The sequence below is a fragment of the Polyangium sp. 6x1 genome (assembly GCF_029946515.1).
Lineage (GTDB): Bacteria > Myxococcota_A > Polyangia > Polyangiales > Polyangiaceae > Polyangium.
The window spans coordinates 737,795-750,853 of record NZ_JARZHH010000001.1; the positions used below are offsets into that span (position 1 = coordinate 737,795).

The 13,059-nt window shown below is 70.2% G+C and carries 6 protein-coding genes; 5 read left to right on the forward strand and 1 reads right to left on the reverse strand.

What is annotated here, in order from left to right; all coding sequences use genetic code 11:
- Positions 1 to 137 precede the first annotated feature (137 nt).
- Positions 138 to 2,981, reverse strand: coding sequence for a CHAT domain-containing tetratricopeptide repeat protein (locus QHF85_RS03005; RefSeq protein ID WP_281325495.1), 2,844 nt, complete (start codon positions 2,979 to 2,981; stop codon positions 138 to 140).
- A 50-nt stretch (positions 2,982 to 3,031) separates the two neighbouring features.
- On the opposite strand from QHF85_RS03005, the gene QHF85_RS03010 reads away from it, so the two are divergent.
- The 5 genes from QHF85_RS03010 to QHF85_RS03030 are packed head-to-tail and all read left to right on the forward strand — an operon-like array spanning position 3,032 to position 13,058.
- On the forward strand, positions 3,032 to 6,772 hold the full coding sequence (locus tag QHF85_RS03010) for a DUF4132 domain-containing protein (RefSeq protein WP_281325496.1): 3,741 nt from the start codon (positions 3,032 to 3,034) through the stop codon (positions 6,770 to 6,772).
- Entirely contained in the window at positions 6,769 to 7,854 is a 1,086-nt protein-coding gene (locus QHF85_RS03015; RefSeq protein ID WP_281325497.1) for an AAA family ATPase, read from the forward strand. The genes QHF85_RS03010 and QHF85_RS03015 overlap by 4 nt, the downstream gene beginning before the upstream one ends.
- Before the next feature lie 4 nt (positions 7,855 to 7,858).
- Positions 7,859 to 10,099: a DUF5682 family protein gene (locus tag QHF85_RS03020; protein WP_281325498.1), complete on the forward strand. Its 2,241-nt coding sequence runs from the start codon at positions 7,859 to 7,861 to the stop codon at positions 10,097 to 10,099.
- Complete coding sequence (locus QHF85_RS03025) at positions 10,096 to 11,229, forward strand: VWA domain-containing protein (protein WP_281325499.1); 1,134 nt, start codon at positions 10,096 to 10,098, stop codon at positions 11,227 to 11,229. Before QHF85_RS03020 ends, QHF85_RS03025 begins: the two co-directional genes overlap by 4 nt.
- A complete protein-coding gene (locus QHF85_RS03030; RefSeq protein WP_281325500.1) occupies positions 11,226 to 13,058 on the forward strand; it encodes a hypothetical protein in 1,833 nt (610 codons plus the stop codon). Before QHF85_RS03025 ends, QHF85_RS03030 begins: the two co-directional genes overlap by 4 nt.
- Position 13,059 lies beyond the last annotated feature (1 nt).

Here is a 13,059-nt window from a genome sequence, read left to right on the forward strand (position 1 = left end):
GCGCCCGGGCAACGCCCCGGCGCGGCGGCTCCTCGATGAGACCCATGCTCAGCTCGAGAGGGATGGGGGTGAGGGAATCGCTCTTCGTGCGCGGGACGTCCCCCATGCCGGAGAGCCTTCGCGACATGAGGCCGAGCTTATCGCTGCGCTCGCGCGCGAGCCCCACGAATGCGGCGCGCGACCACGAGCGCGACGAGCGCCGCGGCCCCGCCCCAGGCCGCGCGTGTTCCCTCGTCCCTCCCCGCGACCTCGCATCCGCAGCCCCGCGCCCCGCCTGGCGGAACCGCGCCGCGCGCCGCCGACGTGGCCTCGTCCTTCGCGGGCGTCACGCCTTCGAGGGGCCCCCACGCGCCGGATACGATGAAGCTCGCCCAGTAGTACGGGTGGCTGTATTCCGAGCGCTCGAGCAGGGCGAGCTGCGATTCTCGCATCGCCTCGGTGCGCCCTTTTCCTTCCCGGAAGAGCTTCTGGTAATAACTCGTCATGAGGTCCCGCGTGGCCTCGTCGTCCACCTGCCACAGGCTCATCACCTGCGTCTCGGATCCCGCGAGCACGAGCGCGCGCCGGAGGCCCCGGATGCCCTCGCTCCCGGCCCGTTTGCCGAGGCCCGTCTCGCACGCGCTCAGCACCACGAGCTCCGTGCCCCCGAGATCGAGCGACGAGGCCTCGTACGCCGTGAGAATCCCGTCGTCCACCTGCCCTTTGCGCACGTTCGCGCCGGCGAGCGCGATTCCCGAAAGAAACATCGGATGCGGCACCGGCAGCTTTTTCCCGTCCACCTCCGACGTGATCTTCGGCAGGCTCTCGGGCGGCACGTCGAGCTCGAGCCCGCGGCTGGTCCCCTGCCCGGCTCTCCCGTCGCCATCCAGAAAAAACCCGTGCGTCGCGACGTGCAGGATCCGCGGCGACGACGCCTGCTTCAGCGCCGTCTCCGTGGCGACCCTTTCGAGCCGCACCGAGGGATCGGGCATGAAACGTCGAATCGCCTCCGCCTCCTCCGCGGTGCCCGGGAGCTCGGAGAACTTGATTCGCGCAATCCTGGGCAGCGAATTCTTCGGCGCGTCGGGCAGCGCCGCCGCCCCCGCCTCGCCCGGCGCATCGTAATCGGGGTTCGCGACGAGCAGCGGCGGAGACCGCCGGGCCCCGCTCGCGCCGAGCCGCAGCAAATCACGCCCCGTCGACAGATACGTGAACGAGTATTTGGAGATCAAATACTTGTTGTCATGCCCGATGAGCGCGCCGAAGGGGATCCGGGCGAGCTCCGCGTCGGGCGAGATCAGCACGTGCTTCACCCCGCCGAGCCTCGTGGCGACCAGCCCGAAGACGACGTCGTGCAGGAGGACGAGCTGCCGACCCACGTCGTCGAACCGCACCGTGGGATCCTGCAAACCCCTCCGGATGATCTCCACCTTCCGCTCGACCTCGAACGCGTCGACGCTCAACTGGTGGTACCAGATGTCGCCGTCCGGAAAGAGCACGTAGACGATGTACCGCGGCGGACCGAGCGTCTCGCTCGCCGCGCTGTAGAAATGGGTGTCGCGCGGCACGTACCGAACAAACTCCATCAGCACCGCGTCCTTTGGAATGCGGGCGGCGACGGCCTCGATCGTCACCTTCGCCGTGGCGCGTCGATACCCCGCGCTATGCTCGGCGATCCGGGCCTCGATCGCGTCGGCCTCCGCGCGGAGCCGGTCCGTCTCGGCGTTGTGCTCGGCCACGGTCATTCCGCGGGGCCCGCGCGTCATGGCGGCCGCGTAGGCGCCGCGCACACGGGCGAGGTCGTCCAGCAATTTGCGGTCCTCGGGGCTCATGCGCGCGCGCAGCGCGCCGATGTGCCCGGCCGACGCTTCGAGGACGCGCGCCTTGTTCCGCAGCACCGCGCCCAATGCCATGCGCATGGCCTCCGGCCGTCCCGCTCCTTGGCCCCCGTATTCGAACGAGACGACGCGATCCATGAGCCTCTCCAGGCGCTTCGCGTAGAGCGTCTTGTCCTCCTCGCTCCCGCCGACGAGCGCGCTCTCCAGCCATTGCTCCTCGATATCGAGCGCCTTCTGGTTGAGCTCTGCGGTCCGCTTCCAGTCGAGCCGAGCCCAGAGGAGCGCCCAGTCGCTATAGAACGTGGCGAGGTCGGGGTGCCGGGGCCCGAGCGTCTTCGTGAGGATCGCTTCGCCTTTTTGAAAATACTGCTCGGCTTGGTCTTTCTGGTTCGACCCCGTCAAGAACACCCCGATGTTCTGGTACAGCCGGCCCACGTTGGGGTGGTTCGTCCCGTGCACACGCTCGGCGATCGGCAGCGCGCGGTTGAACTGCTCGGCGGCCTTGCCGTATTGGCCCAGGCCTCGGTACAGCGCGCCGAGGCTGCCGAGGTCGACCAGCAACGAACGCTCGGGGCCGGTTTTTTCGTGGAACGAGATCGCCCGCAAATAGAGCTTTTCGGCCTGCGCGAGCTTCCCGGTCGCCATGTAAAGCCCGGCGAGATTTGCGAGCACCGTCCCGAGCGCCGATGCGCGCGGCGCTCCGCCCTTCTCTTCGAGGGCGATGGCGCGCTCGTACGCCTTCTCGGCGGCATTCCAATCGCCCTTGGTCTTGAGCAGCGTGGCGAGATTGCCGAGGGCCGTGGCGAGCAGATCGTCGGGCCCCTTCGAGGCCTCCAGGATCTCGACGGCGCGGCGCAAGAACCCCTCGGCCTTCGGGTAATCGCCGGTCGAGAAGTACATCCCGCCGAGATCGGAGAGCGCCGAGCCCGTCTTCGCGTGCTCCTTGCCGAATTTCTGCTCGCGCAGCGCGACGAGCTTCTGCGCCGCCGCGAGGGCCTCCGCGAGCTTTCCTGCGGCGTAGAGCGCCTCGACGTCCTTTTCGAGCTTCTCGTCGTCGGCGAGCGCCGCGGCCGGCTTCGCGGGGGCGTCCGCGCCCGCGGCCCCTCCCGCGAGCGTGCCGAGGGCGAGGGCGAGGGCGAGGGCGACGTTCGCGAGGCGGCGCATCGCTTTCGGTTCTACCATCGCTCGCCGGGCGCGTGGTAGCCTCCCGCGCCATGCGTCGGTTCGAGTTCATCGAAGGGTCCTCGAAGAAGTTCTGGCAGATCGAGCGCGATGGCTCGCAGCTCTCGATCCAGTGGGGCAAGATCGGCTCTGCCGGTCAAAGCCAGATCAAGGATTTTCCGACTGATCCGAAGGCCCAGGCCGAGCACGACAAGCTCGTCGCCGAGAAGACCAAAAAGGGCTACGTCGAGGTCGCGGCCCCGGACGCAGCGGCGACGCCGGCCCCGGCCCCCAAAAAGCCCGCGGCCGCAGCGGCGCCGGCCGCCCCGAGCGCGACGGAGGCCCCGGCCCCGAAAGCGGCGAGCGCCCCCTCCGCAGACGAACCCGCGACCGCGCCTTTGCCTCTGCAATCGGCGCCCGTCGTCGTCGACAGCGCTCCGCTCGAGGACATTGGTCCGAACCTGCGCATGCCCCATCGCAAAGGGGCCCTCCGACCCACGGCCGAGGAGCTTGCGGCCGACCCTTGGCAGACGCTGCAAAGCGCGTGGAGCGCCCTGGCACGCCATTACGCTTGGGACGACATGACGATCCCCGCCGAGCTCGTGCCCACCGTGCGCGAGGTCGTCGCCTGGTTCCAAGGGAAAGGCCCGGCGCCGCTCTCGCCGCTCGCCGCCGCCTCGGTCCTCACCATGCTCGATGTCCCCATGGGGACGCCCGCTTTGCCTTTCTTGCGTGCCGTCGCCGACGCCTCGATCGCCAAAGACGGCCCGGCGTGGCTCATCGACGCGGTCCTTGCCACGATGCGCGTCCGCGTCGACCCCTACCCGTCCCAGGTTCTCAAGGGCGAGGCCAAAGCGTTCCAGGCATTGGTTCTTCACCCGGAGACCACGGGCCCCTTCGAGCTCGCATGGGCGGGGAGCACCGTCTTTTCGTTTTATACGCAAAACCTCCCCGAGGACACGTACGCCGCCGTCATCGCGGCCCTCACGGCCCGCTGGCACACGTTCTCTTACTGGCAAAAGCGCCTCGTCCTCACCTTGACCCCCGACCACACGCCGCTCGCGGACGCGCTCGGCGAGGACTGGCTCGCCTGCGACGGTCACATCGAGGGGTACGTCCGGGCCTCGTGGGACAAGGACGGCATGAAGCCGGATTTCCATTTCGCGTACTCGCGCCCGATGCTCGTCAAGCTCGCGAAGAAGACCGTCGGGATGTCGTTCTCCGGCGGCTACCTCGGGGGATATCTCTGGACGCTGCTCGACCTCTGCGGCGCGGACGTCGTCCCGGTTTGCCGGCTCCATTGCGACAGCGCCGATTACCCGGGCAGCATCGTCGAAGGCCTCGAGGTCGCGGCGTACGTCCGCGGGCCCGAGACCGCCTCGCTCATGGTCTCGCAGCTCGCGCAGAAGCGCGAAGTCGCCCAGGTCGCCGAGGCATGGCTCACGAAAAACCCCGCGCTCGCTGTTCCTGCGCTCGCCGACGCAATCGCCGCGGCCTCGGCGATCGGGGATCGGGCCGCGCCGGTGTTCCTCGGGATCGACCGCGCGCACCCGGGCCTCGCCGACAAGGTCGACATCCGCCCCGCCGCGCGAACCGCCGTCCAGAAACTGCGGGAAAAAATGGCCCCGCGGGCCGAGGCCTCGCCGGAGGAATTGCCCCGCGTGCTCGCCAATCCCCCCTGGCTCTCGGGCCGGAAGGCCGCCGCGCTCCCCGTCGTCGCGAATGTCGCGATGAAGGCGTATCCCGACGCGCTGCACGACCCCTACGGGGAGCTCGCGCTCGCCAAAACGGACCGCACGCAGACGAGGAAACACACGAAGACGTCCTTCGAGGAGGCGTCCGAAAACCTCGGCCATCGCTGGGCCGGCAAGTACGTCTCGGGCCGGCTGAACGAGCTCTCGGACGCGGACGTCAAGCGTGCCTTCACCGAGTGGCCCGTGCGCGCGTGGGACGCCGGCAATGGCCTGCTCGTCCCGCTCGTGGTCCTCGGCGAAGACGCGATCGCCGGATATCCCCGCATCGCCAATGGCAATGCTGCACTCTTTTCGGCCGCCCTCGCCGACATCGTCGAGTCCCCGCGGCTCGCGACGTTCTTTGCTCACGCGCGCGCCCTGAAATCGGCGCGCAAATCGGCGCAGCGGTGGTTCTTGAAGTTCCCGAAGGCCGCGGCCGTGGGCCTCATCCCCGCGGCCGTCGCGCAACCGACCCAGGCGCGGGAGCGCGCGGAGGAAGCGCTGCGCTTCCTCGTCACGAAGGGCCACGGTGAAATCGTCCGCGAGGTCGCCGAATCCTACGGCCCCGAGGTCGCGGCCGCCGTGAAGGCCGCCCTCTCCGCGGATCCGCGCGATCGCGTCCCCACGAAGCTGCCGAAGATCGGCGATTGGTGCAAGGCGGAGGCCCTGCCGCCCTTGCTCCTCGCGGGCCGCGCGAAGGCCTTGCCGCGCGCCGCGGTCGAGGCCGTCTTCGTCATGCTGACGATCTCCACGCCCGAGAACGTGTATGCCGGCATCGAGGACGTGATCACCGCCTGTGATCCGGCCTCGCTGGAGGAGTTTTCCTGGGCGATCTTCAATGAATGGCAGCGCGCCGGGGGTCCTTCCAAGGAGGCGTGGGGCTTTCAGCAGCTCGCGCTCCTCGGCGGCGACAACGTCGCGCGCAAGCTCACGCCGCTCATCCGCGCCTGGCCCGGGGAAAACCTCCAAGCCCGCGCCGTCTCGGGCCTCGACATCCTCGCGCGCATCGGCTCCGACCTCGCGCTGATGCACCTCAATGGCGTCGCGCAGAAGGTGAAGTTCAAGGGCCTGCAGGAAAAGGCCCGCGAGAAAATGGACGAGGTCGCGCAGAACCGCGGCCTCTCCGCCGACGAGCTCGCCGACCGGCTCGTGCCCGACCTCGACCTCGACGCGGACGGCTCGCGCACGCTCGATTTCGGCCCGCGGCAGTTCCGCGTCGGATTCGACGAGGCCTTGAAGCCGTTCGTCGTGGATGGGTCCGGGAAAAACCTCTCGGATCTTCCGAAGCCGAACAAATCGGACGACGCCGCGAAGGCAAAAGAGGCGGACGCCACCTGGAAGACGCTCAAGAAGGACGTCAAGGCGATCGCCCAGAACCAGATCACGCGGCTCGAGCTCGCGATGTGCGCGGAGCGGCGCTGGGAGGTGAATTCGTTCCGCGCCCTCTTCCTCGAACATCCATTGCTCGTGCACCTCGTGCGGCGGCTCGTCTGGGGCGTCTACACCGAGGAAGGAAAATACCTCGGGGCCTTCCGTGTCGCCGAGGACAGCTCGCTCGCCGACGCCGACGACGCGGCCTTCGATTTGCCCGACGGCGCGTACGTCGGCATCGTCCACCCGCTCGCGCTGCCGGACGCGACGCGCGCGGCGTTCGGCCAGGTCCTCGGCGATTACAACATCGTCCAGCCCTTCCCGCAGATCGGCCGCGATACGTATGCCCCGACGAGCGCCGAGGCGACCGAGAGCGGGATCAAGCGCCGCGCGGGGCAATTCGTCCCCGTGGGCAAGCTCCTCGGCCTCGTCGAGCGCGGCTGGCGCAAGGGCGAGCCCCAGGACGCGGGCTGGATCTGGGACATGGGAAAACGTTTGCCCGGCGGCGTGGAGGCCACGCTCGGGCTGCGCACCGGCATCAGCGCCGATATGGAGATGACGGAGCCGAAGCAGGAGCTCGGCGAGGTCTACGTCTCGAAAAACCGCGACGGTTTCAAGCTCGGCGAGCTCTCGCCCGTGGTGTTCTCGGAGCTCGTGCGCGACCTCGTGCAGCTCGGGAGCGCCTCGTGAAAAAGAAGCAGGCGGGTTTGCAGCGTGCTCCGGCGGAGATCCATTTCAAGGACGAGCTCGCGCGGCTCGCCGCGGAGGACACGGGCCCGCGCCCGCCCGGGTGGAAGCTCTCGCCGCGGGCGGTGCGGGCGTTCGTGCTCGGGGATCCGGCGCGTGACATCAAGCCGAAGTTCGTCGGCCATTCCGCGGTGATCGATCGGGCCATGGTCTCGCTCGCGACCTCGCGCGGGCTCTTGCTCATCGGCGAGCCGGGCACGGCGAAGAGCTGGCTTTCGGAGCTCTTGGCCGCGGCGATCTCCGGGCAATCGACGCTCACGGTGCAAGGCAGCGCGGCCACGAGCGAGGACCAGATCAAGCATTCGTGGAACTACGCTTTGCTCCTCGCCGAGGGCCCGGGCGAGCGCGCGCTCGTGCCCGGCCCCGTGCTCACGGGCATGCGCGACGGCAAGATCGTTCGATTCGAGGAAATCACGCGGTGCCCGGCCGAGGTGCAGGACGGGCTCCTTTCGATCCTCTCGGATCGCGTCCTCACGATCCCCGAGCTCGGCGAGCAAGGCGTGGTCTTCGCGCGGGAAGGGTTCAACATCATCGCCACGGCGAACACCCGCGACCGCGGCGTCAATGAAATGAGCGCCGCGCTCAAGCGCCGCTTCAATTTCGAGACGCTTTTCCCGATCGGCGACCTCGCGGCCGAGATCGAGCTCGTCCGCCGGGAATCCAGCCGCCTGCTCGACGCCTCGGGCGTGAAAATGAGCCTGCCCGAGCCGGTGCTCGAAGTCCTCGTCACCACGTTCCGCGAGCTGCGCACGGGGGTCTCCGGCGACGGCCAGCCCGTCGAGCGGCTCTCGACCGTCCTTTCCACGGCCGAAGCGGTCTCCGTGGCGCACGCGGTCGGCGTCCGGGCGGCGTTCCTCGGCGACGGCGCCGCGCACCCGGGCGACGTGATCGATTGCCTCGCGGGCGCCGCGGTGAAGGACAGCGCCGAGGACCTGGAGAAGCTGCGGCGGTATCTCGAGACCGTCGTGAGCAAACGCAAGGCGCCGCATTGGGTCGCGCTGCACGCGGCGCGGTCGAGGCTCTAGGCCCGTGTCCGGCAGGCTCCACGTCGTCGGCGTGCGGCACCACAGCCCCGCGTGCGCGCGGCTCGTCGAGGCCGTGCTCGCGCGCGTCGACCCGGCCGTGGTGCTGATCGAGGGCCCGTCGGACTGGAACGTCAAAATGGCGGAGCTCGCGCTCGACCACGCGCCGCCGATCGCGATCTTCACGCATTACCTGGCCGAGGACGGCCCGGTCTCGTCGTTCACGCCGTTCTGCGCGTTTTCCCCGGAGTGGGTCGCGCTCCGCTGGGCCTTCGAGCGAGGGAAGACCACGCGGTTCTGTGATTTGCCCTCGTGGAGCAAGGCGTTCGTCGGCGTCGAGAACCGATACCGCGATGAGGACGACCGCTACGAACAGGCGATCGAGGCGCTTTGCCGCCGCACCGGCACCTCGGACCTCGACGCCTTGTGGGATCACCTGTTCGAGGGCCGCTCCCCGGACGAGCTCGAACCTGCGCTCGAAGCCTATTTCAAGCAGATCCGCGGCGATACGGAGGCGGGCGAGCGCGACGCGCCCCGCGAGGCATTCATGCGCGATTATGCCTCGTGGGCGCTCACGCGCGGCGACGTCGTCCTCGTTTGCGGCGGGTATCATGCGCCCGCGCTCGCCTGCATCACGCCGGGCGGCCCCGAACCCATCCCTCCGGCGCACCCGCTCGGCGGCCAGAGCCACCTCGTGCCCTGGACCTATGCCCGCATGGACAACTTCGCCGGATACCAGGCCGGAATGCCCTCGCCGATGTGGTGGGAGCTCGAATGGAAGCTCGGGGCGGGCGTGGCGGACGCGATGCTCGATCGCAGCCTGGAAGCCTTGCGCAAGAACACGCAAAGGCCCACGGTCGCCGACCATATCGCGGTTCGTACGGGCATCGGGGCGCTCGCGGCCTTGCGGGGGCACGAAACGCCGAAGCGCGTGGACGTGCTCGACGGGCTGCTCTCCGCGCTCATCCGCGAGCCGCTCCCCGGGCCGCCGCCATGGTCGCGGCGCGGCCTCGTGACGGGCGATCTGCACCCCATTCTGGCGACGCTCCTCCGCGCATTCACGGGGGATCGCGTGGGCCGACTGTCCGCGGAGACGGAAAGGCCGCCGCTCCTCCGCGACGTGCACGAGACGCTCGCGCGCCTCGGGCTCTCGCCCCCGAGAAACCCGCAAACCGTGGCGCTCGATTGGCGTATCGAGGGGGATCGCGAGCGGCTCCGGGTCCTGCATCGATTGCGGCTCCTCGGGATCCCGGGGTTCGTCCGGGTCCAGGGTCCGGCGTGGGGCACGGACGCGCGCATGGCCGAGGCATTCAAGCTCGTATGGCGGCCGGATCAGGATCCGGCGATCATCGAGGCCTCGCGCTGGGGCTCGACGCTCGAAGGCGCGGTCGCCTTGCTCCTGTCGCACCGGCTGCTCGCGGCCGATTCGCTCGGCGCGCGCGTGGACGCGCTTGGAGACGCGGCGTTCGTGGGGCTCACGAAGCTCGCCGGCGAGATCATCGAGCTCGTGGCGAACGCGGTCGCCACCACGCCCTCGTTCGGCGCGCTCGGGCCGGCGATCGAAAAACTGCTCGGCCTGTGGCGTCACGGGGAATGGCTGGAGGTCGTCGGCGCGCCGCTCTTTTCGCCGGTGCTGCGCGCGGCCGGCGAGCGGAGTTTGTCGCTGCTCGCAGGCATTCAGGGGACGGATTTGCTCCCGGCCGATCTCACCGCGATGCGCTCGCTCGCCGAGCTTTTGCGCCATGGCGAGGCGCTCGGCCTCGGGCCGGACGATACGCGCGCCGCGCTCGCACGCAGGGCCTCGGACGGCGCCGCGCCCGCGATGCTGCGCGGCGCCGCGCTCGGCGCGATCTGGCTGCTCGATACCGAGGCCGCGCCCGTCGATTCGGCCGTCGACGGCGCGCTGTTCGCCTCCTCGGAGGGGCGGCTCGGCGATTACCTCGCGGGCCTGTTTGCCCTCGCGCGTGGGCCCGCGCTGCGCGACGATCGGCTCATCGGCGCGGTCGACGCGGCGCTCGGCAAGCTCGGCGACGACGCGTTCCTCGCCGCGCTCCCCGCATTGCGGCTCGCCTTTTCGTGGTTTCCCCCCGCCGAGCGCGCGCGGATCGGCGCGCTCCTCGCCGCGCGCTGGGGCAAACGGCCAGATGCTTCCTGGATCGGGGACGTCCCCGCCGACGTTTTGCAGGCCGGCCTCGCGCTCGACGCGCGGGTGCTCTCGTGGGGCCGCGCGCTCGGGGTGCTCGAATGAGCACGTACGACGCGGAGACGCGGTGGCGGCTGATCCTCGGGCCGGCCGGCAAGGACGGGCTCGGGGCCGCGGACGCCGGAGAAGGCGAGACCGCGGACCTCGAACGCGCCCTCTCCTGGCTTTACGATCGCGAGACGGACGGCGAGGCGAGCCGCTCGATCGCGCGCGGCGGCCCGGGCAGCGGACCCGAGCACCCGCTCGACGTGCCCGAATGGATCAATCAGATCCACGAGCTCTTCCCGAAAGAGGCCATCGAGCGGCTCGAATCGGACGCGCTGCACCGTTATGGCATCCTCGAGGTGGTCACGCGCAAGGAGGCGCTCGAGAATGCCACGCCTTCGCTCTCGCTCATCGAGGCGATCCTGCGCTGCAAATCGCGCATGGATTCCCACGTGCTCGACGCCGCGCGCGCGATCGTGAACAAGGTCGTCGAGGAGCTGAAAAAACGACTCTGTGACGAGATCGAGCACCGGCTCGGCGCGACGCCGTTCCGGCACCGGCGCTCGCGCTTTCGCGTGGCGCGGAACCTCGACGCGCTCCGGACCATCCGAAGAAACCTCCAGCACTGGGACCCGGACAAACGCCGGATCGTCATCGAGCGCCCCGAGTTCTTCGCCCGCGTCCGGCGCTTCGGGCCGCGCTACCAGGTCATCGTGGTCGTCGATCAATCCGGCTCGATGGCGCGCAACATCATCCACGCGGCCGTGCTCGCGTCGATCCTGTGGAAGCTCCCGTCCACGCGCGCACACCTCGTCGTGTATGACACGGAGGTCGTCGATCTGACGCCCTACGTGGACGATCCCGTCGAGCTCCTCTTGCGCGTGCAGCTCGGCGGCGGCACGGACGGGGCGAAGGCGCTGCGATACGCGTCGGAGCTCGTGGACATGCCGCACCGGACGATCTTGCTGTGGATCACCGATTTCGAGGACCAAGCGGACAAACTCGTCCGCGAGGTGACCGCGCTCGTCGGCGAAGGCGTGACGGTGTTCGGTGCGGCGTCGCTCGACGATCAGGTGCGCAATGCCTACGACCACGGCGTCGCGCAGGCGGTCGCGGACGCGGGCGCGCACGTGGCCGCCACGACGCCGCGCGAGCTCGTGGGCTGGCTCGTGGAGAGGATCCGGCGATGAGGGAGGACCTCGCGGCCCTGACGCCCGAAGCACTCGCGGCGCTCGCGAACGTGGGCCTCGTGAAGCGCGCCCAGCGGGAAATCGAGGCCGGACAGGGGCCGAAGGTCGAGGAGGAGGAGAGCGGCGTCGTCGTCGCGACGTTCCCGGACGGCATTTCGACGCGGCTCTTGCCGGGCAAAACGCTGAAGGACACGCCCTGCGGCTGCGGGGCGAAGACGGTGTGTCGTCACCGCATCGCGGCGGTGCTCGCCTATGCGGCGGCGGCCGGATCCGAGACGCGGCCTCCGTGGGAGATCGGCCCCGAGGAGCTTTTGGTTTGGCTCGGCGAACGGGCGCCGCTCGTGGACGCTGCGGAGGCGGCGGGGGTCGAGGTCGAGCTCGGGACGAACCCGCCGATTGCGCGTTTCTCCGGGTGCACCGTGCGCTTCTTGGCGGGGGCCGATCTCGCGCACGCGCGGTGTGATTGCGCGTCGCCGAGGTGCGCGCACGTGCCGCTCGCGGTCCGGGCGTTTCAGCGGCTCTCCGCGGAGGAGCGCGCGCGAGGCACGGGGCAGGTGCGCCTCGGGCCGCCCCCGAGACCCACGATTCCCACGGCCGTGCTCGCGGACGTGGAGGGGTTTTTCGGGCGAACCCTCGCGCGCGGGCTCGCGGACGCGCGTGGGCTCGCGCAGGCGCGCGAGGAGGTCCGCGCTCGATTGAAGGAATACCCCTGGCTCGACGGCTTGATCGAGGACGTCGAGGCGCAACGCGAGGCGTGGGAGATTCGCTCGGCGCTGCACGACGCCGGCGAGGTGCGGAGGCTCTTCACGGAAGGATGGGCGCGCCTGCGGGCGGCGAGGAGCGGCGGGGATCCCGCGGCCTTGCTCGGCCTCGGCGAGCCGCTCGAAGTTCCGCTCGATCGGGCGCGGCTGCTCTCGCTCGGCGCGCGGCTCTCGGCGGCGGGATCGGCGCGGTCGCTCGAGGTGCTTTTCTGGGACGGCGCCACGGTCGTGGCGTGGAGCGTGGCGATCCCCGACAAGGTCGATCCGGCCTCCATGATCGCCGTTGCGGGCACGCCGCTCGGGGTCATGGCCGGGGGGCAAGTCATCTCGCGTCACCTCGTGCGTTTGGCGCGGCGAACCATCGAGATCCGGCGCGGGAAGGACACCACCGTGGTCCCGCAGCGCGGCGCGTGGGGCGACATCCCCGCGCCCTTTGGTTTCCCCGGGCCGAGCGCGCTCCTCGCCGATGAAGCGGGGCGGCCGCCCTCGTTCCTGCGCCCGCGCGCGCGCACGGCGGCGCTCCGGGTCGTCGCGACGAACGGGGGTGTGCAGGGGTTGTCGTGGTCCCCGGGACGCCAAACGCTGTCGGGGTGGATCGAGGACGAGGCATCTCGGCTCCGCGTGGAGCGGGCGCACGAATGGTTTGCCCCCGGCGCCCTCGCGGCGCTCGCGGAGGCGCTCCCGTCGGCGAAGTACGTCTCGGGCTGGCTGCGTGAATCACGCGGCGGGCGGGTGCTCGAGCCGATCGCGGTGGTCACCGATCACGTGATCATCCCGGATCTCGCTCCTGCCGCGCCGATCCCCGCGCTGCCGATCGCCGCGCCCGAGGCCGAGGATCTGCTCGGCGCCGCGCTCGGGCGGCTCGAATCCGCGCTCGACGCGCTGGCGCAGGACGGCGTGCTTGCGGCGCGCATTCCGCCGCTCGCGCCGGCGCTCGCGACGCTCGGATTGCGGGCGATGGCGGCGACGTATTCGCGGCTCGAAGCGGCGCGGGCGGCGGGGGATCTCGGCGAGGCGACGAAGGCGTGGGCGGACGCGGCGATTTCCGTGGCGCTCGCGCGGGCGTGAG